Origin of the sequence: Ditibartonella apis (assembly GCF_001952075.1) — a bacterium.
GTDB lineage: Bacteria > Pseudomonadota > Alphaproteobacteria > Rhizobiales > Rhizobiaceae > Bartonella > Bartonella apis.
Map to the genome: position 1 here is coordinate 827,492 of NZ_LXYU01000001.1, position 23,798 is coordinate 851,289.

Here is a 23,798-nt window from a genome sequence, read left to right on the forward strand (position 1 = left end):
TTCAAAGCAAATCCGGCTTTAATCAACAAAGAATGTTGATTGTCCGGATTTATGAAGAACCGCTTTCCCGATCCTGTAAAGTTTGCGGGTTTTGAAAGTGGTTAAAAGCATTATTATAGAAGTTATTTTTTAAAAAAATCCGGATTATTGCATTTTTAAGAAAAATAAAATCCCGATTGTCTTGTTTTTGGACATGTCGAATGCCCATATCAATATTGAGTAAACAAGAGAGGAAAGGGATTTCTCAATGCAGCATGTCGATATTCCATCAATGACGGATTTTAACAAATTGCGAGAGGTGAGAGCTGATGCATGTGTATCAATATACTTGCCGACTACACCGATTACATCCGAAATTGGTGCCAGTAAAATTGAATATGCAAATCAGGTGAAGGAAGCGTTGGCGCAATCCCAGTCTTTGACTGACAAAAGACGTCTGGCAGCGATGGAAAACCTGTTGACCGGTCTTTCCGATTATGAGGAATTCTGGTTGAAGCAGGCACGCAGTCTTGCAGTTTTGGCAACCCCCGATCACATCTGGACTTTCCGCCTTGCAAACCGGTTGAAGTCTTTTGTCGAAGTGGCCGACCGTTTTATGCTGAGCCCGCTTCTTCGTTCGATTACTTTTGCCCATACGGCTCATGTCGTGGTTATTTCTGAATCAACCGCGCGTCTTATTGAAATAGCAAATGATATCGAACCATTCGAAGTCAAGGTGCCGGATATGCCGAAAAATATGAATAGCGCAACCGGTACGGGAAACGAGAAAATCAGTTCCAATACGGCAGGCCGTTTGACCCAATATTGTCGTCTGGTTGATTCTGCTTTGCGTCGTTATTTGACGCGGTCGGACATTCCTTTGATTGTTGCCGGAAGTGATGCGGCAATCAATGCTTTCCGTTCCGTTTATAGCGGCAGCAACCTGATCGGAGAGATTGTGAATGCAGGGCTTGACCGCGCAAATCCGACGGAAATCGGTGATCTTGCCCGTCCGGTTCTTGATCGCTATTATGAACGGCAAGTTGCCGATATCCGCTCGCGTTTCGAACATTTGACGAACGAGGGGCGTACCACAACCGATATTGCACTTGCTGCACGTGCAGCAACATTCGGCCAGATTGATACTCTGCTTGCCGATATGGATGAAATGGTTCACGGCACTGTTGACGAAAAAACCGGTGCGGTTACTTTCGGTAAGGAAGGGCCGGATACCTATAATGTGGTGGACGAGATAGCAAGCCGCGTTCTTGCCAATGGTGGGCATGTGCTTGCAGTGCGCAAGAGCGATATTCCCAATAACCAATCGCTTGCAGCGATTTTCCGTTTCAGAATGTAGGAAATACAATTTTTCTGGTGCCGCTCCTTCGTTGAAGGGCCGGCTTTTTCAAAGCTGTAAATTCTTTTAAAACACATTGTCAATTCAGAGCCTGAAACAAATTTTTGTTTCAGGCTTTTTGATTTTTCCAAACAGGCTGTCATGTGCCCACGGATTGATTGAATTGCGGGCATAAATAGAACAGCAGTGATGGACTTGCTAACGAAGTCGGATAATCACCCACGCGTACGGCGTTGTCCTTCCTTTGCAGGCTTGAAATTCGGATCAAGGGTGACTGCCTTTGTGTAGGACGCGTAGGCTTTCTTCTTCTCGCCGCGATGTTCATAAACCATTGCCTGGTTTGACCAACTTTCAGCAATGTTGCTATCAAGACGTATTGCTGCATTGAAATCATCAAAGGCATTATCCCAGTCGCCAAGTGCGGCATATGAAAGTCCGCGTCCGTTATAAGGGGCGGGAGCATTCGGCTGGCGCGACATGGCTGCACCAAAATCCGAGATTGCCTGCTGCTGATCACCACGAGCCTGTTCGATGAGCGCACGGTTGTGCCAGGCACGTCCATCGGTTGTGCCAGCCTGAATGGCACTGTTGAAATCGTTATAGGCAAGATCAAGCTTACCGCTTAAACGGTAGACATTTCCGCGTCCGATCAATGCAACGTCATAATTCGGATTGATTGCCAAAGCACGGTTATAATCGGCAATTGCAGCCGACATATTTCCCATATTGCGATAGATCAAAGCACGATTGGCATAGGCGTTATAGAAATTCGGGTTAAGTGAAATGGCCGAGGTAAAGTCGGCAATTGCTTCCTTGTTACGGCCGGCGCGCCCATAAGCCGAACCACGCACGTTATAGCCTGCTGGGTCACGCGGATTGGCCTTGATAACGGCAGTGAGCGAAGAAATATTCTCGTGCGAGCCTTGAGCAACATCATCAGGATCGAGGACGTTATTGGTCGAGCTGCATCCCGCAAAAACGACAGCACCTAAAAGAAAGAAAGCAGAAAGTTTCAATTTTTTCATCGGGTACGATCCTGTTCAAGACAAATTCACGGTTGCTAAATCACCCAAATTCGACAACTAAGATACAACAAAAAAGTGGAAATGCGTTCTGCATCTCCACTCGTATGAGGCGAAAATTCAACTTCGCAGAATCCATCTTTTGCCAAAACACTTTACACACCGCGAGAGAAACCCCACACGTTCGATAGAATATTTCAGCAACTTCTGAATATCAGTGAGCAGAACCGCGGCCGCTCACCAAACCTTCACGCTGTGCGCGTTTGCGTGCCAACTTACGGGCACGACGGATAGCTTCAGCCTTTTCACGGGCGCGCTTTTCCGACGGCTTTTCATAATGGCCGCGCATCTTCATTTCACGGAAGATGCCTTCACGTTGCATTTTCTTTTTCAGCGCACGGAGCGCCTGGTCAACATTGTTATCGCGAACGAGTACTTGCACGTTTAATCCTGCTTTGTTTTCAATATCTCAGTTAAATGGGTAAAACCCAGACGTACCAAGCCAGCAAAGGCATGGTTTCAAATGATTGCGGTGCAAATACCACAAAAAAGGCGTGCTTGTCTATATTGCTTTTCCAAAAGCTGTGTTTTTTAAAAAATTTATTGGTCTTTATTCGCTGTGAGTGATGAAAACACGAAAAAAGAGCCAAAACAATCGCTTATTTTACTCGATTTTCTATAGAAACGACCCAGTTTCAAAAAAACTTCAAACAAAAATATCGCAAAAATTGTTCCCGATAGAAAGGAAACATCAAAGAGCGACTCGCTTTTTAACAATTGCGATTTCGATGATATTTCCTGAAAAGAGGCGGTGAAAAGTGACCATTTCGATGAAATTCCGGAACTAGGATTAAATTGCCAGAATTAAACAGAATGAAATAACAAAAAGAAGAGTTGAAAAAAATCTAATAAAAGTCGGATGAAACTTGTAAACGCAATGCGACAAGTGTTGCATGAAAATGTCGCTTTTATCGGGAAATGATATTGTCTTTACCAGCATAAACGGAGTTTTATCGGCGTTAGTGCGGAATTTTTAAGCGATATTGCCGATCTATCACATGTTGAAAAGCTCCGACCTCAAAACGATTTCCGTTATCTCGTCTTTTTCAGACAATTCTCGAAAAAGCGGTCTTTAGCAAAAGTTCCCAAATGACATGAAAATTATGAATTCCGGATGAGCTCTCCCCGATCTTCAATAATTGTGAATCTTGTTGGGGGAGTGCCATAAAATCGGCCAAACTCAAGAAGCTTTTGGGGGAACCATAGCGATTGTAATCCAGTCGGCAGTCAAAGCCGGTTTTTTCACATTTTCGATTTCAAGGGTTACGCCATAATGAAAAACGATTCGGCCGGAAGGGCGAATTTCCGCATTGGTCAAAACAAAATGGGCGCGAACCTTTGCACCGGTCTTGACGGGGCTCATCAACCGCACTTTGTCAAAACCGTAATTGATACCCATTGTTGTCCCCTCAAGCTCGGGAAGGGCCTCGTAGGCCAATGTCGACAACAGCGAAAGGGTTAGAAAGCCGTGGGCAATTGTGCCGCCAAAGGGCGTTTCTTTGGCTCGTTTTTCATCAACGTGGATCCATTGATGGTCATCGGTTGCATCGGCAAACTGGTTAATCATTTCCTGCGTGACAGTACGCCAATTCGAAACACCTACTTCTTTGCCGATTGAAGCGGGAATATCATCAACAGTCACTTTGCCGGGCATGAATGTTTTCCTTATCAATATTTTGTCGCGGTCGCCTTTCATCGGCGAAAGGCCGCTTATTTATGAGCTCAAGCTGCTTATACAGGCCAAATAATTTTCGCGCAAATTTTTGTTTGGAAAATGTGGGGTTTTGTTATTCTGCTCTCTGCTCTCTGCTCTCTGCTCTCTGCTCTCTGCTCTCTGCTCTCTGCTCTCTGCTCTCTGCTCTCTGCTCTCTGCTCTCTGCTCTCTGGACTTTGGCATCGACCAATCACGAGCCTTGCAATTTTTAACTGTTGTTATTAGACCTTTGAAGAAAAGATTATGCGCTGAACGAGTGGCAAAACCCGATTTTAGAAATATTTTATCGGGCTGATGAATGACCGTTTTTTACCGGAGAATTTTTTGAAATGACAAGCAATGTAGCCCTTATCGGTTTGGCCCGCGACCTTAAAAAACGCGAAGAAAGTGGCAAGCCCATCCGTATAGGGCTTGTCGGTTGCGGGGAAATGGGAACCGATCTGTTGACAGGTGTCGCCCATATGGATGGCATCGAGGTTGCAGCGGTTTCGACACGCACGCCCGAACGGGTGCTTGATGCGGCAAGAATTGCTTATGACGAAACGGGGCATGCAAAGGAAGTTTCCAATGCGTCGGAAATGACCGCAGCAATCGAAGAAGGAAAAATTGCCGCCACCGATGATCTCGATATGTTGCTAAAAAACGAGCTTGTCGATGTTATTGTCGATGCGACAGGCTATCCTGAAGCAGGTGCGGAAATCGGTTATAAAACGCTGCAAAATAACAAGCACGTCGTTATGATGAATGTCGAGGCGGATGTAACGATTGGTCCTTATCTTAAACATGAAGCTGAAAAACGTGGTCTTATCTACACGCTTGGAGCCGGTGACGAGCCATCTTCCTGCATGGAACTTATCGAATTTGTTTCAGCACTCGGACACAATGTTGTTGCTGCAGGCAAGGGCAAAAACAATCCGCTCGATTTTGATGCAATTCCCGATAATTATGAAGAAGAGGCAAAGAAACGCAATATGAATGTGCGTATGCTTGTCGAATTCATTGATGGTTCAAAAACCATGGTCGAAATGACGGCGATTGCCAACGCAACCGGCCTTGTTCCCGATTGCCCCGGTATGCATGGCCCGAAAGCCGATATCGACCGGCTAAACAAAGTGCTTATTCCGGAAAAAGATGGTGGCGTTTTGTCAAAATCCGGCGTTGTCGATTATTCGATCGGGCGGGGTGTTTCACCGGGAGTTTTTGTGGTTGCAGAAATGCGCCACCCCCGTGTTTGGGAACGTATGGAAGATTTGAAAATCGGTGAAGGACCTTATTTTACATTCCATCGTCCTTATCATCTCACAGCAATGGAAGTGCCGCTCACCTGCGCACGCGTCATGCTTTACGGAAAGGCCGATATGGTGCCACTTGATCGGCCGGTTGCCGAAGTTTGCGCCGTTGCCAAGAAAGATTTGAAACCCGGAGACAAGCTCGATTTTATCGGACTTTATACCTATCGTGCCTGGAACATGACAGTCGAGGATGCACGGAAGCACCAGGCAATTCCTTGTGGTTTGCTTGAAGGGGCAACCGTTACCGCACCGATCAAGAAGAACGAACTCATTACGGCAAAAAATGCTGCAATCAATGAAGACCAGTGGATTGCACGCTTGCGTAAAAAACAGGATAAACTCATTTACGGCTGATCGGGAGTTTTTAAACACCGCCGCTAATAAACGATAAAAATACAGTTATATCCACCATTTGATAAGGCTTTGTATTTGACAAACAGGAAAGTTGGTTTTTTGCCAAATGTGAAGCCAAGTGTTTGTTTTTTGCGTCAGACAACGTCTCTCGTCGAAAGGGGCCTATGCTTATGCTATTGAGGTTTTCAAAGCCCTTGACGCCGTAACGTTGCCGGATAGCAACCGTCGAAAAGGGGAAACGGAGAGGCATAATCCGTCATCTACTATCTGAATTTCTCATGTGCCTTGGCCAACAAGACGGACTTCTCTTTATCAACGACACGCAATATCAAAGACCGGCAATTTTCCGTTTGGTCGCTTTACTTTCGATGATTCATGCAGTCGAGATTCCCATAGTTTCAAATTCCCGTTGGAATGAAAAAGGCCAAGAAAGAAGAAAAAGCGAACAAAGCGGGGCGTTCGAGAATAAGTGTAACCGTTCTTGACACTACAAGTTTATTACGCTGCGAGGTTATGGCTGCTACTGCGGTTTTTAAAGTGGACTTACGCGGCGGTTTAAGAACCGGAAAAACAGAATTTTCGTCAACATGATTCAACCGCAAAGGCATTCTTCAACAAGCGCAATCACGAAAATCAGGGCGAGAAGAAGTCCTACATGATCGTTTTATGAAATGCCGGTAGGAACCCGCTTCTTCACATTGTGTGATTTCAAAAACGGAGACCGACCGTTATGTTGGCTGTGAAAGCTTTTGAAATGCAATCAGGCAAACACTTTAAAGGGAAATTGCGTTTTGCTTATCCCGATAAAGACCATCAATTCGGAACGCGAGGTTTGCGTGGTTTGGTGAGGACATTCCAGTAAAGCACAACGAACCCCAAAAAAGCCAGAATCCATAAAGTTCCGGCAAGGTGAAGCGTTGGCAGATTGTTATTGGCAATGCCTGCAAAAAGCCTCAGCCAGACCGATAGGAAAAGTGCGAGGTAAACCAGTACGACCGGCCAGGAAACTGTAAGCGGGCGGCCTGCGTGACCAAGGCTTGCACGCGTCATAACGGCCATTGTCATCATACCGATGCCACCGACCATCCATAAATGTTGCACAGGTGCGCGTCCCCCCGGAATAATTCCGAATGTACCAAGAGCCAAAGCGATAAACCCTAGCGGAATAAACAGGAAGCCGACATGAAGCACAAAAACCAGCGGTTCTTTTAAAGTTGCCAAACCACGCCACCTTTTAAGCCGGTAAAGATTGGCAATGCCACAAAGGCCGCACAATAGGGCGGTCAATTTTGTGTCGGGAAAGAGAATCCACAGAACGAGGCAAATAGCCGTAAAAACCATGATGGTTTGATCAACGCGCCCGTGCGGGGCAGGTAGTTTTGTTTCCCCGCGTTTGGCAAGCCAATTGCGTGTAAAACTTGGTACAATCCGTCCACCGATAATGGCAATAAGGAAAACCGCAATGGCAAGGGCAAGACGTGCTCCATAACCATCGGCAGCATAACCATTATTAAAGGCTTCCCAATCAAAAATCAGATTGGCGCAGAAAAGCAAAACAAGCAAAATAAGCACTTTGAGATTGCGCCAGTTTTTTCCATATATAATTTCGCGCCCGATTGCGATGGTGAAAAGAAGCGGAAACAACAAATCAAGGCCAACTGTTACAGTCGCCGGCAAATCGGATGACAGCACCATGGCAATGCGCCCGATAAGCCAGATGGATACGAGGCCCAAAAGCGGCCAGCCGACAATTGGCAATCGTCCGGTCCAATTGGGAACGGCAGTCATCAAAAAACCGGCAATGACAGCCCATAAATAACCGAAGAGAAAGCTGTGGGCATGCCAGGAAAACGGATCAATCCCGATTGCCAGCACATCTTTGCCGGAAAAAAGGAAAATCCAGATAAACAGACTGAATACAGCCCAGATACTTGCGAACAAAAAAAATGGCCGATAGCCATAACTCAAAAGTGCCGGGCCTTGCCATGCTCTCATCTGTTCGGCCGAACTTGCCATGATCATGTCCTCAAAAAAAATGCCGCCTTAGTGGCGGCATCTTAAGGTTTATTCCATGGCTTTGACAATGCTTTCGACCATTTTTTTGGCATCGCCAAAAAGCATCATAGTATTGTCACGGAAAAACAGCTCGTTTTCAACGCCTGAATAGCCTGTTCCCATGCCACGTTTCAGAAACAGAACTGTTCCCGCTTTCGACACGTCGAGAATCGGCATGCCATAAATCGGCGAAGAAGGATCCGATTTGGCAGCAGGGTTGGTCACGTCATTGGCACCAATGACAAAAGCAACATCTGCTTCGGCAAATTCGGAATTAATATCGTCAAGCTCGAAAACTTCGTCATAGGGCACATTGGCTTCGGCAAGCAGCACATTCATGTGGCCGGGCATACGACCGGCAACCGGATGAATGGCATATTTGACTTCGACGCCGTTTTCCTTGAGCTTGTCGGCCATTTCACGCAGTGCGTGCTGAGCCTGTGCAACAGCCATGCCATATCCCGGTACGATAATGACCTTGTTGGCATTTTTCATAATGAACGCCGCATCGTCAGCCGACCCCTGTTTGACAGGACGGCGTTCGACTTCGTTATGTCCGGCAGGACCGGCACTTTCACCACCGAATCCGCCAAGGATCACGGAAATGAACGAGCGGTTCATGCCTTTACACATAATGTAGGAAAGGATGGCACCGGAAGATCCGACCAGTGCACCGGTGATGATCAAAGCCATATTTCCGAGAGTAAAACCGATACCCGCGGCGGCCCATCCCGAATAGGAATTGAGCATGGAAACAACAACCGGCATATCAGCGCCACCGATCGGCACAATCAGTGTGACACCGATAACAAGCGACAAAAGAACAATAAGCCAGAAAACCAGATGGCTTTCGGTTCCGACAAGTGCGGCGATGAGAACAACGATTGCCGCTGCAAGAACAATGTTGATCAAGTGCCGGTTCGGCAAAATGATCGGCTTACCGGACATACGTCCATCAAGTTTCAGGAACGCAATGATGGAACCGGTAAAGGTTATCGCACCGATTGCGACACCGATTGCCATTTCAACAAGTGCCCGCCCGTGGATAGAGCCGATTTCGCCAATGCCGAATGAATGCGGCGAATAAAGTGCACCGGCGGCCACCATAACGGCAGCAAGACCGACGAGCGAATGGAAAGAGGCAACAAGTTGCGGCATTGCCGTCATGGCAATGCGGCGGGCAATGATAGCACCGATAGCGCCACCGATGGCAAGACCTATAATGATGAGGACAAGGCCACCGAAGCTTGGACGGGCAAGCAATAGTGTTGTGATGATGGCAACAGCCATGCCGACCATGCCATAGGCATTGCCCTTGCGGCTTGTTGTCGGATGGGAAAGCCCGCGCAGCGCCATGATGAACAGGACACCGGAAACGAGATAAAGAAAGGCGGCAAAATTAACACTCATAGTTTCAAGCCTCACTTATCTTTTTTCTTGTACATGGCAAGCATGCGTTGGGTAACGAGAAAGCCGCCGAAAATATTGACGCTTGCAAGTACCAGTGCGATGAAGCCGAAAGTGCTTGCAAGGCCTGAAGACGAAAGACCGACAGCAAGCAGCGCACCAACGACGATAACTGAAGAAATCGCATTGGTAACAGCCATCAGCGGTGTGTGGAGAGCCGGCGTGACTGCCCAAACAACATAATAGCCGACAAAAATCGCCAGTACGAAGATCGCAAACTGGAAAATGAACGGGTCAATAATACCGCCGGTCACATTGTGGACGGCATCAACGGCATTACTGGAGATTTGGCCGCCTGCTTCGCGCACAGCGGCAATGGCCTGATCCAGACCTTGAAGGGCTTTGTCGAGAGCCTCGTTAGACATTATCTGGCTCCTTTTTCATCTGTTTTTTTATCCGCTTTGGCGGCTGGTTCTTTATGTTTCGAGGATGTATGGTTTGCCGTTTTTTCAGCCTTTTCATCCGCTTTTTTTGCCGGAGCCGGTTTTTTATCGGCGGCTTTTTTCTCTGATTCTTCTGCAAAGCGGGGATGAACTATGTCGCCATCGAAAGTGAGCAATGTCGCTTTGACGAGCTCGTCATTCCGGTCGATAGTAAACGCTTTTGTCTCCTTGTTTGTCATGATATCGACAAAGGCATAAAGATTGCGCGCATAAAGCTGGGAAGCGGTAGCGGCAATACGACCCGGAACATTGGTGAAGCCGATAATCTTCACCCCTTCAACTTCGACAATCTTATTAGCGACAGCGCCTTCGACATTGCCACCTCTTTCAACGGCAAGATCAACCACGACCGAACCTTGACGCATGGTTTTAAGCATCGCTTTAGTGATAAGGCGCGGTGCGGGACGACCGGGAATCAATGCGGTTGTAATGACGATATCCTGTTTGGCAATATGCTCGGCAGTCAAAGCAGCCTGTTTTTGCTGGTATTCCTTCGACATTTCCTTGGCATAGCCGCCAGCAGTTTCAGCAGCTTTGAATTCATCATCCTCGACGGCGATAAATTTTGCACCAAGGGAAGCGACCTGCTCTTTTGCGGCAGGACGTACGTCATTTGCCGTGACCGATGCACCGAGACGCCGTGCAGTGGCAATGGCCTGAAGACCGGCAACACCCGCCCCCATGATGAAAACCTTGGCAGCCGGAACGGTACCGGCAGCGGTCATCATCATGGGAAGGGCGCGGTCATAATATTCGGCTGCATCAATCACTGCCTGATAACCGGCAAGATTTGCCTGTGATGACAGAACATCCATGACTTGCGCACGCGTAATGCGCGGCATGAATTCCATTGAAAAGGCATTCAATCCGGCTTTGGCCATGGCCTTGACATCATTCTCATGGCCGAATGGATCGAGAATGCCGATAAGGCTTGCACCCTTTTTATATTGCGACAGTTCCTTGGCATCTGGACGGCGCAATTTTAAAATGATGTCGGCTTTGCTTGCCTCGTTTGCACCAACGATTTTTGCACCGGCTTCCTTGTAGTCCTCGTCACTTATCAAGGACTGGAGACCGGCACCTTTCTCGACCGACACATCATAGCCGAGATTGATAAGCTTTTTGACAGTTTCAGGAGACGCGGCAACGCGTGTTTCCCCTTCGGCTGTTTCTTTGGCAACAAAAACTGTTTGACCCAAATGTTATCTCCTTGAGTTTCAGGGAAGACAAACTGTCTAACGACAGTCTCTTCTCCCCACCTATTCACAATGCCGGATTATTTCAGAAAAATTGAAACGATTTAGTAGTAACGATAAAACCACATCATTTCCAGTGGTTTTGCTAAAATTTCATTTTTCAAGATTTCTGACCGTGAAAAGTTCAGGGAAAATATTTTTAAAAACACCTGTCTGAATGGAAATAGGGCATTTGACAAACCCCCGTTTTCTTTGAATATTGACCGGATAATATATAAAGGGAACACAAATGGCTGATCGTTTAAAGCCGCTTGTTGCGGTACCCTCCGATTGCCCCGAGTTTGACGGTTATGTCTGGAATGGCACGCCCGTACAATATCTTGAGGCCGCGTCAAAGGTCGCTGATGTTGCGCCCCTTATCGTGCCGTCACTTGGGCGAGATGCCGATATACAATCCATACTTGCGGTTGTGGACGGTGTTCTTATCACCGGAGCGAAATCCAATGTAAATCCCGCGCGCTATGGCGAAGCCGCCACGACAGATCATGAGCCGTTCGATTTTTCTCGTGATGAAACGTCGTTTTTCCTCATCCATGCGGCAATCAGGCTAGGTTTGCCGCTTCTTGCCATTTGCCGCGGTATACAGGAACTCAACGTCGCTCTTGGGGGGACATTGTCACCGGCGCTACAAAAAATACCGGGGAAACTTGATCATAGAGCCAATGATAAAAGTGACAGTGATAAAAAGTTCGCCATAAGACAACCGGTGCATGTGAGCGAGAATACGTCGCTCGCAGAAATTGTAGGAACCGGCGAAATCATGGTGAACTCCGTTCACCAGCAGGGAATCAACAAGCTCGCGCCACGTCTTGTTGCCGAAGCGATAGCCGCCGATGGCACGATTGAAGCAGTCAGTGTGAAGGATGCGAAAGATTTTGCCCTCGGGGTACAATGGCATCCCGAATATTGGGCAACAAGCGATATACCATCAAACAAGATATTTAAAGCATTTGGCGAAGCGGTTCATCATCATAATGATAAGCGGCTTGAAAAAAACGGGTGCCGTAAAAAAGATAATCACCTTGAAAAAGGCAAGCCGTGAAAAAATAGGAAACACTTATTCCAAAAAATATCGGCTTTCGTAAAAGTTCGCTATTGGGAAAAATTATGGAACCTTTTTCAAGTTTATGCGCAAGATCCATTTTGTTATGGTTTTTGAATGCAAGATTTTTTTGTTTTTGTTGCAGCATTTTCAAAAATTGTTTTGATGAAGCCGGAGCAACCATTCCGGCTTTTTGAAACAGAGTGGTATCCGTTACTGTGTCCGAAGAGAATGGACGCACCAACCGGAAAAAGGTTTTGCTGTTTTTACACCGAATTCCGCCCCATATTCTGTTTTAAAGTTATGTATGGAACTGTCGGAAACGCGAAAAAACAACCGCAGTTTATCATAAAGCGAAAGTCACCTTATGATGTCAGAATCATAGATTATCGGAAACGGATATCAGAAAATTAAAGTTTTCAGTCTTTTCGCGGAACCATGCGACCGGTTGATTGGCGAATGTGCAATTCCGGTTTGATAAGATCGTGACCATTTTTCACTTCGATACCGTTCAAAAGGTCAAGAAGAGCACGCGCTGCACGCCTTCCCACTTCCCTTTGTCCATTCCAGACTGTGGTGAGTGCGGGTGTGGCAATTGCAGCTTCCTCGAGATCATCATAACCGGTGACAGAAATATCCCGCCCTGCAACGAGGCCTGCACGGGCAATTCCGTTCATCAAACCGATTGCGGCAAGGTCATTGAAACAGACAGCGGCTGTCGGTTTATCTTTGAGTGCCAGAAATTGTGGTGCAATTTCGAAGCCGGCCTGTTTGGTCCGCGGTCCTTCAAGGCGCCATTCGGGTTTTGCTTCAAGGCCTGCAAGCTGCATGGCGTGGCGATAACCTTCATAACGGTCATGGCCTGTCGATGTGTAATCGGTGCCGCCAACCATAGCGATGCATTTATGCCCGAGCGAAATAAGATGGTTGGTAGCAAGAGAAATACCATAAGTATCATCGCCACAAAAAACCGGAACATTTACCCCTTCGACATGACGGGCGACAAACACAACAGGCAAACCGTTATTTTGCGCCATCTCGATGTCTTTTGCGGGAGTTCCGATTGCCGGTGACATGATGACGCCATCAGCTCCGAGCTGGAGTAACGTTTCCAGAAAATTGCGTTGCTTATCCAACTGGTCATAATGGTTGGAAAGAATGAAGGTTTGCCGCGACCGGTCGAGTTCAGTTTCGATCGAGCGCAATATTTCGGCAAAAAACGGATTCATAATGTCGTGAACAACGACACCGACAATGCCCGAGCGTGATGTGCGCAAGCTTGCTGCGCGGCGGTTATAAATATAACCGATATCACGAGCATAATCCTTGATTCTGTCACGCGTGTCATCTGCTACAAGCGGACTGTCACGTAGCGCAAGTGAAACCGTAGCTGTAGATACATTCAATGCATCGGCAATGGTAGAAAGCTTGATTTTTTGTGACAATGCCCCTCATCCTTCAAAGATAAAACAACAGCAAGCTTCTGTTACCTTCAAGAGGATTGAATGAATACCCCATTGGGAGGTTCCGGAAAAGCCTGAAACGTTATTTTCACCTGACAGGTGATAATAAATTTAAAAGGCTTGTCCAAACAAAACTGTGTTATTTCCGGTACCAGACCGCAAACATAGACAAGTCGCAAAACATCAATGCACTTGAAAGAGCTCACGCCGAATGAAACAAATACGGAAAGCTTGATCGGATGGTAAAACCGGTCATTTGATAAGCCGGTGGCTATGTTCTTTCCTTTTTTAGGAGTTTGGCTCCATCATCAAACTAGAGCACGTCGTTTTCGCCATCAATATAAAGGTTGGAAAATTCCACTTGTTGTTCCTGAACATTTTTTTGAATGCGCCCCAGCAAGGCAAGCAGCATCAAATGTTCCCCCTCGTCAAGGCCATTTGTGATATCTTTTTCAGTATCGGCAATGGCCGACTCGATAAGCTTGACAATTTTATGGCCATCTTTGGTCAGAAAAACGTGAAGTTGGCGCTGATCTTTATGGGAACTGCGTTTTGTGACAAAGCCTTGTTCTTGAAGCCGCGCAATTGTTTTGGTGATTGTGGGAGGTTTGACGCCCAGCTGTTTTGCAAGATTCCCGGGCGATTGCCCGTCTTTTAATGCCAACGAAAGAATGATTCTGTCCTGGCCTGCGTATAAGCCGAATTCATAGAGTCGGCGTGCCAATAATGTTTTCATCATTCTTGCAGTGGATTGAACAATATCCAATGCAGGTATCTGGTTTTTTTCGACCATTTAAGTTATGTCTCCCCGAAGACGTTTTAAATGAATTATCTGGTTTCTTGTAGTATTCCTGTATGATTCGTATTTTCACTTAGAATTTCATATTCTTCTATAGTGAAGAAAGATAACAAATTCTTGCATAGCGAAGATAGATAACAAAACTCTGTATAAAAAAGAAGAAAATATTTTATCGGGAATTTTAGCATTGAAAGAAAAAGATAAAATTATAGCCATTTTGCCTCTCGGATCGTATGAATATCATGGACAGCATCTGCCTCTTTCCACGGATGCTGTCATTGCAACAGCATTTTCGAAAAAACTTGAAAACAAAACTTGTATTGGAAAAAAGGTTGTTGTTCTCGATAGCGAAGATATTGGTTATTCTATTGAACATGGCGGTCGGGGGGGGACAAAAACACTTGGATATTCTCAAGCAATAGACAGGTGGATCGAAATCGGCGCTGACTGTTACAGAAATGGAATAGACAGATTTCTTATTCTCAATGCTCATGGAGGCAATTCACCATTGATGAACATTGTCATCACCGAATTGCGCAATCGCTTCAAAATGCTTGCTGTCGCAACAAGCTGGGGACGCTTCGGTCTTCCCGAAGGAATGATGACAGTTGAAGAAAAAGAGCTTGATATTCATGCCGGCTTTATCGAAACTTCGCTCATGCTTTATCTTGCACCTGACGAAGTAAAAATGGGCAAAGCACAAAATTTTGCCAATTGGCAGAAAGAGCTCAAAGAAAAATTCAAATATTTAAGAGCCTATGGACCATTTCCTTTTGGCTGGCAAATGGCAGATCTTAACAGAAAGGGTGTTGCGGGAAATGCGCTTGCCGCGAATAAAGAGGCAGGAAAGGCAATTTTCGATCACGCCCTGAAAGGTTTTCGCGAGTTACTCGAAGATATGTTTGCGTTTGACGTTGATGATCTTTCCTAGAAAGCTCCGGTTCAAAAGGTAGAAATCGGTATTGAGAAAGCCTATATCGACAACAGTAAAAATTCCCGTCATTTGAAAGGTCATGCTATGAGCGAGACTGAAAAAACACCCCGTAAAATTCCGGTAACTGTTCTGACCGGTTATCTGGGGGCTGGTAAAACCACGCTTCTTAACCGGATTTTGACAGAAAATCATGGCAAGCATTACGCTGTCATTGTTAATGAATTCGGCGAGATCGGTATTGACAATGATCTGATTGTCGAATCCGACGAAGAAATTTACGAGATGAATAATGGTTGTATCTGCTGCACAGTGCGCGGCGACCTGGTCCGTGTTGTTGATGGTTTGATGCGCCGTCCGGGCCGGTTTGACGGTATCATTATCGAAACAACCGGTCTTGCCGATCCGGTTCCTGTTGCACAGACATTTTTTATGGATGATGATGTCAGGGCAAAATCGCAACTTGATGCTGTTGTCGCGCTGGTTGACGCAAAACATTTGCCGTTGGAGTTGAAAGATAGCAGAGAAGCAGAAGACCAGATTGCTTTTGCCGACGTGGTCCTTTTGAATAAGACCGATCTTGTCAGCCCGCAGGAACTTGCCGATGTCGAAGCAACAATACGTGCAATCAATCCTTCTGCTGTTATCTTTCGCACTCAACGTTCCAATGTCGATTTGAACGAAGTGCTTGATCGCGGTGCGTTCGATTTGAGCCGTGCTCTAGAAAATGACCCGCATTTTCTTGATCATGACGAAGAAGAGGAAGAACATGTTTGTGGGCCAGAATGCGATCACGATCATGATCATCACCACCATCATCATGACCACGACCACGAACATCACCACCATGACGGGGAGGAGCATGTCCATGGGGCAGCGCTTCACGATGTAACAGTGAAATCCGTTTCCTTACGGGCGGGCGAGCTTGATCCGGGCAAGTTTTTCCCTTGGATCCAGCAAATCACCCAGACTCAAGGGCCGGATATTTTAAGACTGAAAGGCATTATCGCTTTCAAAGGTGATAAGGATCGTTATGTCGTACAAGGTGTCCATATGATTCTGGAAGGCGACAGCCAGAGACCCTGGAAAGAAGGCGAAAAGCATGAAAGCCGTCTGGTCTTTATCGGCCGCAAACTTGATGCCGAAAAGCTCAAAGCCGGCTTCGAAAATTGTGCCTGATTTTTGAGAGGATTCTATGCCGACAATTGCACATTGTGACCTCGACAGCTATTGCCTGTTGGCGGGGTTTTTAGATGATCAGCCGGTCTTTGTGACGGCAAGTGGTGAAATCACCCTGCTTGGCGACAAGCAAAAGGTAGTCGAGGCGCATCAGGGGATTGCCTCTGTTGCTTTATCGAGAGACAAGAAATCGGTTATTACCGGCGGTGAAGACGGCCGGATTTGCCGCACGAAGAGTGATCTTCAATGCAGCGAACTTGCCCATCACGAAAAAAAGTGGATCACTTCGGTTGCAGCCGGTCCCGACAATGCCTATGCCTTTGCTTTTTCACGCACTGCATGGGCCGATGGCGGCAAAGGGCTTCAGGAATTTGACCACGAGCGCAGCGTTGAAGATCTTGCTTTTGCACCAAAAGGCCTAAGATTTGCGGTGGCACGATATAATGGCGTGACATTGCATTGGCTTGGTGCTGACACCAAGCCTACCGACCTTACATGGAAAGGCGCACATTTTGCCGTTACATTTTCGCCGGATGGCCGTTATGTCATTTCGTCGATGCAGGAAAATGCCTTGCATGGCTGGCGGTTGAGTGATGACCAGCATTTGCGCATGAGCGGCTATCCTGCAAAGGTCAAAAGTTGGTCATGGAGCGCGAAAGGTAAGTGGCTTGCCACGTCCGGTGCTCCGGCTGCCATTGTCTGGCCGTTTCAGGCTAAAGATGGCCCGATGGGAAAAGCTCCCCTTGAACTCGGCACTCGTGCCGATGCCATGGTCACATGTGTGTGCTGCCATCCGGAAGAAGACATTGTTGCTGCCGGTTTTAATGACGGCATGATTTTGTTCATCCGCTTTGCCGATGCGAAAGAAGTGCTTTTGCGCCGTCCCGGAAAAGGTGCTATTTCAACCATGGCCTGGGATGATAAAGGCTATCGGCTGGCATTCGGCTCGGAAAGTGGTGAAGCAGGCATTATCGATATTTCTGCCTGAGAGCGGAAACGGAACTTTTTTGAATAAAATAAAACCACCTGCTTTACGCAGGTGGTTTTTTATTGGAAAGCTAAAACCTGTCACCCCAAAGTCGGGTAATCGGTATAGCCTTTTTCATTGCCGCCATAGAGCGTTGTCTGGTCCACCTCGTTCCATGGAGCATGCTCCTTGATACGACGGACAAGATCGGGATTGGCAATAAATGGACGGCCGAAAGACACAATATCGGCATAGCCGGATCCGACGGCTTTTTCAGCCATTTCGGCGGTATAGCCGTTATTGACCATCCACGCACCATTGCCGCCGGCATCGCGATAGACGTGTTTCAAACGCTTATAGTCGAATGCATAATCGGCTTCCGTATAATTGCGGTCGCCTCCTGTGGCGCCTTCTATCAAGTGGATAAAAGCAAGTTCATAGGCTGCCAAAGCATCGACATAAAAATCAAAAAGCGGCTGCGGGTCCGGATCATGGGCATCATTGGCGGGCGTGACCGGAGAAATGCGGATACCTGTTCTGCCACCGCCGATTTCTTTTGCAACGGCTTCGGCAACAAGGAGCGGAAAACGGCAACGGTTTTCAATCGAACCGCCGAATTCATCGGTGCGGTGGTTCGATTCGGAGCGTAAGAACTGGTCAAGCAAATAGCCATTGGCCGAGTGAATTTCCACGCCGTCAAAACCGGCAATATCGACAGCATTGCGCGCGGCTTTGCGATAATCGTCGATAATACCGGGAATTTCCGATGCGTCCAAAGCACGTGGTGTCGATGTTTGTACAAATTCACCCTGACCATTCTTGTCTTTGATATAGGTTCGGGCTTTTGCCTGAAGGGCAGAGGGGGCGACAGGCGGTTTACCTGCAGGTTGCAATGAACTGTGGGAAATACGTCCCGTGTGCCAAAGCTGGGCAACAATTTTGCCGCCCGCTTCATGAACGGCATCGGTTACTTTTTTCCAGCCGGCAAGCTGGGCTTTTTCGTAAAGCCCCGGAACGTCGATATTGCCTTGTCCCTGTTGTGAAATGGCCGTACCTTCAGAAACAATAAGGCCGGCGGTCGAACGTTGGCGATAATAGACAACGTTCAAATCATTGGGTGTTGCATTGGGCGAGCGAGCGCGAGTCAACGGCGCCATGGCAATGCGGTTTTTTAGAACAAGGTCTCCTGCCTTGATCGGGTCAAAAAGTGATGTCATGAAAAGCCCCTTTCATATTGGCTGCAAATTTAAACATAAGGTGAACCGGCCCGATTAAAAAGGGCTTGATTAATTTTTATGAGGGGAAGAATTACAGTTGCGTTCCGGTTTGCAATCCGTAATCTCTCCTCAAAATTGAAAGAATCTGGTAAATAGAATGACTACAATTGCGCAATCAATCTGCCAAACAATTGCTGGTGATATCAAGGCGAGTCAATCTCAGGTTGCTGCCGCTATCGGCCTCATTGACGAGGGGGCAACCATTCCCTTCATTGCCCGCTATCGCAAGGAAGTAACCGGTGGCCTTGATGATGGCCAATTGCGCCTGTTGTCGGAACGGCTCATTTATCTTCGTGAAATGGAAGCACGCCGTGAAGCGATTATTCAAGCTATTCGCGAACAGAACAAGCTTAGTCCGGAACTGGAAGAATCTTTAAGAAAAGCAAGCTCGAAGGCAGAATTGGAAGACCTTTATCTGCCGTTCAAGCCGAAGCGGCGCACCCGTGCCGAAATTGCCAAAGAAAACGGATTATTGCCGCTTGCCGAGGAAATTTTGAAAAATCGAAACGAAGAGCCGGAACTTCTTGCCAAAGATTATATCAATGACAAAATTTCCGATGTTAAAGCTGCTCTTGACGGCGCTCGCGATATTATTGCGGAAATCATGGCGGAAAATGCCGAACTGGTCGGAAATTTACGTCACTATATGCAATCACATGCCTTTATCCATGCCAAGGTTGTTGCCGGTAAAGAAGAGGAAGGTGCGAAATTTTCCGATTATTTTGACCATAGAGAAAAATGGTCGACTGTGCCAAGCCATCGCGCATTGGCAATGTTTCGCGGGCGTAATGAAGAAATTCTAAATGTCGATATTGAAGTCGACGAGGATATTCCGAATGGCGAAAAACCGGCCATAAAGCTTATCAAACAGGCCTATCAAATCGGCGATCAGCTTCCCGGAGATATTTTCCTTGTTAATGTCGCCTTATGGGCATGGCGCGTAAAGTTATCTTTACATCTTTCGCTTGATCTCATGCGCGATTTGCATGAGCGCGCCGATGAAGAAGCAATTTCTGTTTTTGCCCGTAATCTCAAAGCGCTTTTATTGGCTGCACCGGCGGGTGAAAGAGCAACAATGGGACTTGATCCGGGTATCCGCACCGGTGTCAAGGTTGCAGTGGTCGATAAAACCGGAAAGCTCAAGGAAACTGCAACCATCTATCCGTTCCCGCCGAAAAATGATGTTCGCGGTGCAGAGGCGGTGCTTGCCGCCCTCATTAAAAAACATCAGGTTGATCTCATCGCTATCGGTAACGGCACAGCAAGCCGCGAGACGGAAAAACTTGTTGGCGATTTGTTGAAACATATGCCAGCGCCGCGTCCGACAAAGGTCATTGTTTCGGAAGCCGGTGCTTCTGTCTATTCGGCTTCCGAGCTTGCCGCAAACGAATTTCCCGATCTTGATGTGTCATTGCGCGGGGCAGTGTCGATTGCACGGCGCTTGCAGGATCCGCTTGCCGAATTGGTTAAAATCGAACCGAAATCTATCGGTGTCGGGCAATATCAGCATGATGTCGACCAGTTCGAGCTTATGCGGGCGTTGGACGGCGTTGTCGAAGATGCGGTGAATGCCGTGGGCGTTGACCTTAACACCGCTTCGCCATCTCTGCTTGCCCGTGTTTCGGGGGTAGGGGCATCATTGGCCGATGCAATTGTTGCTTATCGTGATGAAAATGGTCCATTCAAAAATCGTAACGGGTTGAAGTCTGTACCGCGGCTCGGTGCAAAAACATTCGAGCAATGTGCGGGTTTCTTGCGTATCCAGAATGGCGACGAGCCGCTTGATGCTTCGGCAGTACATCCGGAAGCCTATAGCGTTGCACGTAAAATTGTTGCTGCATGTGGCTGTGACTTGCGTTCATTGATGGGCGATAGTGCAGCTTTGAAAAAACTCGACCCGAAAACATTTATTGACGAGCGTTTCGGCTTGCCGACTGTTAAAGATATTTTGAGCGAATTGGAAAAACCCGGCCGTGACCCGCGGCCGGAATTCAAAACAGCGACTTTTGCCGAAGGTGTTGACGAAATTTCCGACCTCAAACCGGGGATGAAGCTTGAAGGAACCGTGACCAATGTCGCCAATTTTGGGGCATTTGTCGATATAGGCGTGCATCAGGATGGACTTGTCCATATTTCGCAACTTGCCGACACTTATGTGAGTGATCCGCATAAAGTGGTAAAAGCCGGAGATATTGTTTCTGTGATAGTGCTTGATGTTGATCCAGCACGTAAACGCATCTCGTTGAGTATGAAAAAACATCCTGATAATCCGGATAGTCGCACAAAAGCCGCTTCGCCGGAAAATTCGGGACGCAATCATTCGCGTAATATGAAAAATGAAAAGCCGGTTTCCCAAGAGGGCAGTTTCGGTTCGGCTCTTGCAGAAGCATTGCGCAAACGCCATTGAAATTGCGCAAATGCTATCAAACGTCGAGAGGCAAAGAGGGCAGGCGAGGAAGTTTGCAGGATGTTCTTTTTGCCGAACGAAGAATGATTGTGTTTTAAAAGAAGAAATTTGCCTGTTTTGAAAACTGCAAAAAAATTTATCGGACAAGACTGTTTATGAACGGACAAAGCCTTGCACTCAATCATAACAGGGAAAGGCTATGCCGTCCGGTTTTATACCGAAAGGCATTTGTCTTGTTTATTAGAGCTTGAGAAGGTCACCGTTAATCAAAACGTTTTCATGTTGAAGATTTGAAAGCTGAAAGCAGATCAAGCTTAAGGAAAAATCGAAAGGCTGTTAGGCGCGTGTAACTGCACACATACCCGCCCGCGAAACTTCTCAAACCACGATGAAAATTGACGTTGTTTCAGGAAAACCGAATTTCTATTTATAAAGCCGGTGTTTGTTCTTTTGCCCGTTTTGTTACATTCCGATAGCAAGCAATCATGAATAAATAGGAATGCAATAAAAACAAAAAGCCGGTTTAACCGGCCTTTTATTATAATCAATTCATTTTCCGTTTATTTCTTTTGTGGCTTGGCCGCTTTTTGACTGTCAAGCTGTTTATAGGCTTCCGTCAATTCCGATTGCATGGGAGCACAGTTTTTGGTGCGTGCGATTTCCTGTAATACGCCGTTACGGTTGCGCAATGCATCAATTTCCACTCTTTCCGGCGATTTCGGGTCCATAAAAAACCACGCAGGAAAGAAGAAAATGCCGGCCGCCCCTAATGCAACATTCTTTCCTTGTGCATTTGTGCGCTCATGGATGACTGCTTTAATCTGGCGTTCATTGGCGTGGAATTCTCGTGAAATACCTGCACAATCCATGACACTGTCGTTCGGATTGGTTAAAGCGACCGGATGGGCGTCGCGTCCGCCACAGCCGGAAAGCAGCATGGAAGTGGCAATTAAAGTGGCAATTGGAGCCACAGACACAAAATTTGTTATCCGGCTTTTATTATCTTTCATCATTCTTCCTCCCCTTTTCCAAGTGAAATGAGCTAACGTTTCGAACGGTCAAGCTTGCGCGCCAACCGGTCGCCACAGGATTGCACAACCAGATTCATGATAATCAGAACACCGATAACAATGTTCATAATCTCCGGATTATAGCGCTGATAGCCATAGCGGATAGCCATGTCACCAAGACCACCACCCCCGAGAAAACCGGCAAGCGACGTTGCACTGATAATTGAAATAACCATTACAGTAAAGCCGGTCACAAGGCTTGAAAATGATTCCGGTACAATGACATTGGTAACAATTTGCATGCGTGACGCGCCCATTGAGCGGATAGCTTCGACAAGTCCCTTGTCAACCCCACGAAATGACAGTTCTGCCAAACGCGCATAAAGTGGTGTCGCCGATAATATCAGCACAAAGATAACAGATTTGATCCCGACACCGGTGCCGACAACAACGCGCGTCACGGGAAGAAGGTAAAAAGCGAAAATGATAAACGGAATGGCGCGCACACAATTGACAAGGAAGCTTAATAACCGGTTAAGATTTTCCTTGGGAAACAGGCTTCCCTTTGCCGTCATATAGAGGATAAGCCCGATCGGCAGACCCAGAATGAGCGCCATCAGCGAAGAACTCACCGTCATGATGATGGTGTCTATAATCGCTTTCGGCAATTCTTTTGAAAGTACATCATACATAACCGAGAACCTCGCAATAACGGCCATGCTTGATAAGCCAGGAAACCGCCTTGTCAAGTTTGTCTTTGTCTTTCGCCGGAAGGCCTAGAAAGAAACGGCCGACCGGTTCTCCCTGAATCGTATCAATGCCGCCATGAAGAATGCGCGGGATCAATCCGCTTTCATATTCTATCAAATGCAGGAATGGTTCTCTTGCTACGTCACCGGCAATATTGAGCTCGATAACAGCTTCATCGCCTTCGGGCTTCAACCTTTTGGCAAATTCGGCCGGTAATTGTGGTGTCACAATGCGCAGCATCGCAATAGTGGTATCATCTTGGGGAGAAGCAAAAATATCTCTTACCTGACCTTCTTCGACAATTTTTCCCTTATTCAGCACGACAACGCGGTTGGCAATGGAACTTACGACTTCCATTTCATGCGTAATCAGAACCACTGTGAGATTGAGCCTTTTATTGATATCGGCAATCAATTCAAGGATGGATTGGGTTGTTTCCGGATCAAGTGCCGAAGTTGCCTCATCGGATAAGAGCACTTTCGGATTTGCAGCCAAGGCTCTGGCAATGCCGACGCGCTGTTTTTGCCCGCCGGAGAGCTCGGCCGGAAAATGTTGTTCTTTCCCTTTGAGGCTCACAAGCTCGATAAGTTCCATAGCCCGTTCACGGCGTTTTTCTTTCGGCACACCGGCAAGCTTTAATGGCAATGCAACATTGTCGATCACACGTTTGGACGACAACAAGTTGAAATGCTGGAAAATCATGCTGATGCGTTGACGATAGGGCGCCCATTCGCTTTCGCTTAAATGCGAAACATCATGGCCTTCAAAGAAGATTTGTCCTTCATCAATGCGTTCAAGACCATTGAGACAGCGAATAAGCGTAGATTTACCGGCGCCGCTGCGCCCGATAATTCCAAGAATTTCGCCTTTTTCAATATCAAGTGACAAATGGTCAACGGCCGCCGTTTGGGAAAAACGGCGGCTGATATTTTTAAGTGATATGATTGGTTCGGATGTTGAACCCATGTTTGAAT

Annotated in this window: 20 protein-coding genes; 7 read left to right on the forward strand and 13 right to left on the reverse strand. The window is 47.0% G+C overall.

The genetic code is table 11. From position 1 onward, the window contains the following. The first annotated feature begins 247 nt into the window (after positions 1-247). The gene (locus PEB0122_RS03745; RefSeq protein ID WP_075869214.1) at positions 248-1,336 is read left to right on the forward strand and encodes a baeRF11 domain-containing protein; all 1,089 of its coding nucleotides are present in this window, start codon (positions 248-250) and stop codon (positions 1,334-1,336) included. A gap of 215 nt (positions 1,337-1,551) precedes the next feature. On the opposite strand, the gene PEB0122_RS03750 is transcribed toward PEB0122_RS03745, so the two are convergent. From PEB0122_RS03750 to PEB0122_RS03760, 3 genes are all read right to left on the reverse strand, one after another. Next, positions 1,552-2,361 carry a tetratricopeptide repeat protein gene (locus PEB0122_RS03750; RefSeq protein ID WP_075869213.1) on the reverse strand — a complete coding sequence of 270 codons (810 nt, stop codon included), beginning with the start codon at positions 2,359-2,361 and terminating at the stop codon, positions 1,552-1,554. Positions 2,362-2,572: 211 nt separating this feature from the next. Continuing rightward, a complete protein-coding gene (rpsU, locus tag PEB0122_RS03755) occupies positions 2,573-2,800 on the reverse strand; it encodes a 30S ribosomal protein S21 (RefSeq protein ID WP_075869212.1) in 228 nt (75 codons plus the stop codon). Positions 2,801-3,598: 798 nt separating this feature from the next. Continuing rightward, the gene (locus PEB0122_RS03760) at positions 3,599-4,072 is read right to left on the reverse strand and encodes a MaoC family dehydratase (protein ID WP_075869210.1); all 474 of its coding nucleotides are present in this window, start codon (positions 4,070-4,072) and stop codon (positions 3,599-3,601) included. Between the two features lie 389 nt (positions 4,073-4,461). On the opposite strand from PEB0122_RS03760, the gene PEB0122_RS03765 reads away from it, so the two are divergent. Next, positions 4,462-5,778 (forward strand): NAD(P)H-dependent oxidoreductase, encoded by a 1,317-nt coding sequence (locus PEB0122_RS03765; protein ID WP_075869209.1) that lies wholly within the window; start codon positions 4,462-4,464, stop codon positions 5,776-5,778. Positions 5,779-6,591: 813 nt separating this feature from the next. Here PEB0122_RS03765 and PEB0122_RS03775 read toward each other — a convergent pair. Genes PEB0122_RS03775 through PEB0122_RS03790 form a run of 4 tightly spaced genes read right to left on the reverse strand, consistent with a single transcriptional unit; the run spans position 6,592 to position 10,942 of the window. Next, positions 6,592-7,794, reverse strand: coding sequence for an NnrS family protein (locus PEB0122_RS03775; RefSeq protein WP_075869207.1), 1,203 nt, complete (start codon positions 7,792-7,794; stop codon positions 6,592-6,594). Between the two features lie 48 nt (positions 7,795-7,842). After that, complete coding sequence (locus tag PEB0122_RS03780; protein WP_075869206.1) at positions 7,843-9,243, reverse strand: NAD(P)(+) transhydrogenase (Re/Si-specific) subunit beta; 1,401 nt, start codon at positions 9,241-9,243, stop codon at positions 7,843-7,845. An 11-nt stretch (positions 9,244-9,254) separates the two neighbouring features. After that, positions 9,255-9,665 (reverse strand): proton-translocating transhydrogenase family protein, encoded by a 411-nt coding sequence (locus tag PEB0122_RS03785; protein ID WP_075869205.1) that lies wholly within the window; start codon positions 9,663-9,665, stop codon positions 9,255-9,257. Beyond that, positions 9,665-10,942, reverse strand: coding sequence for a Re/Si-specific NAD(P)(+) transhydrogenase subunit alpha (locus PEB0122_RS03790; protein ID WP_075869204.1), 1,278 nt, complete (start codon positions 10,940-10,942; stop codon positions 9,665-9,667). The genes PEB0122_RS03785 and PEB0122_RS03790 overlap by 1 nt, the downstream gene beginning before the upstream one ends. Positions 10,943-11,228: 286 nt before the next feature. Between PEB0122_RS03790 and PEB0122_RS03795 the strand changes: the two genes are divergently transcribed. Next, complete coding sequence (locus PEB0122_RS03795; protein WP_075869203.1) at positions 11,229-12,041, forward strand: gamma-glutamyl-gamma-aminobutyrate hydrolase family protein; 813 nt, start codon at positions 11,229-11,231, stop codon at positions 12,039-12,041. A 419-nt stretch (positions 12,042-12,460) separates the two neighbouring features. On the opposite strand, the gene PEB0122_RS03805 is transcribed toward PEB0122_RS03795, so the two are convergent. Together PEB0122_RS03805 and PEB0122_RS03810 are read right to left on the reverse strand one after the other, a co-directional pair. Continuing rightward, entirely contained in the window at positions 12,461-13,486 is a 1,026-nt protein-coding gene (locus PEB0122_RS03805) for a LacI family DNA-binding transcriptional regulator (protein WP_075915506.1), read from the reverse strand. A gap of 331 nt (positions 13,487-13,817) precedes the next feature. Beyond that, on the reverse strand, positions 13,818-14,297 hold the full coding sequence (locus tag PEB0122_RS03810) for a MarR family winged helix-turn-helix transcriptional regulator (protein WP_075869200.1): 480 nt from the start codon (positions 14,295-14,297) through the stop codon (positions 13,818-13,820). Positions 14,298-14,490: 193 nt separating this feature from the next. Here PEB0122_RS03810 and PEB0122_RS03815 point away from each other — a divergent pair, with 193 nt between their 5' ends. The 3 genes from PEB0122_RS03815 to PEB0122_RS03825 all read left to right on the forward strand — a co-directional run bounded on the left by PEB0122_RS03815 (position 14,491) and on the right by PEB0122_RS03825 (position 17,401). Continuing rightward, entirely contained in the window at positions 14,491-15,234 is a 744-nt protein-coding gene (locus PEB0122_RS03815; protein ID WP_075869199.1) for a creatininase family protein, read from the forward strand. Positions 15,235-15,321: 87 nt separating this feature from the next. Beyond that, complete coding sequence (locus PEB0122_RS03820; protein ID WP_075869198.1) at positions 15,322-16,413, forward strand: CobW family GTP-binding protein; 1,092 nt, start codon at positions 15,322-15,324, stop codon at positions 16,411-16,413. A gap of 16 nt (positions 16,414-16,429) precedes the next feature. Further along, entirely contained in the window at positions 16,430-17,401 is a 972-nt protein-coding gene (locus PEB0122_RS03825) for a WD40 repeat domain-containing protein (RefSeq protein WP_075869197.1), read from the forward strand. A gap of 80 nt (positions 17,402-17,481) precedes the next feature. On the opposite strand, the gene PEB0122_RS03830 is transcribed toward PEB0122_RS03825, so the two are convergent. Next, positions 17,482-18,597: an alkene reductase gene (locus PEB0122_RS03830; protein WP_075915507.1), complete on the reverse strand. Its 1,116-nt coding sequence runs from the start codon at positions 18,595-18,597 to the stop codon at positions 17,482-17,484. A gap of 157 nt (positions 18,598-18,754) precedes the next feature. On the opposite strand from PEB0122_RS03830, the gene PEB0122_RS03835 reads away from it, so the two are divergent. Continuing rightward, complete coding sequence (locus tag PEB0122_RS03835) at positions 18,755-21,064, forward strand: Tex family protein (protein ID WP_075915508.1); 2,310 nt, start codon at positions 18,755-18,757, stop codon at positions 21,062-21,064. A 560-nt stretch (positions 21,065-21,624) separates the two neighbouring features. On the opposite strand, the gene PEB0122_RS03840 is transcribed toward PEB0122_RS03835, so the two are convergent. Genes PEB0122_RS03840 through PEB0122_RS03850 form a run of 3 tightly spaced genes read right to left on the reverse strand, consistent with a single transcriptional unit; the run spans position 21,625 to position 23,790 of the window. After that, positions 21,625-22,077 (reverse strand): hypothetical protein, encoded by a 453-nt coding sequence (locus tag PEB0122_RS03840; protein WP_075915509.1) that lies wholly within the window; start codon positions 22,075-22,077, stop codon positions 21,625-21,627. Positions 22,078-22,106: 29 nt separating this feature from the next. Further along, positions 22,107-22,766 carry a methionine ABC transporter permease gene (locus tag PEB0122_RS03845; RefSeq protein WP_075869194.1) on the reverse strand — a complete coding sequence of 220 codons (660 nt, stop codon included), beginning with the start codon at positions 22,764-22,766 and terminating at the stop codon, positions 22,107-22,109. After that, the gene (locus PEB0122_RS03850) at positions 22,759-23,790 is read right to left on the reverse strand and encodes a methionine ABC transporter ATP-binding protein (protein WP_075915734.1); all 1,032 of its coding nucleotides are present in this window, start codon (positions 23,788-23,790) and stop codon (positions 22,759-22,761) included. The genes PEB0122_RS03845 and PEB0122_RS03850 overlap by 8 nt, the downstream gene beginning before the upstream one ends. Positions 23,791-23,798: the final 8 nt, after the last annotated feature.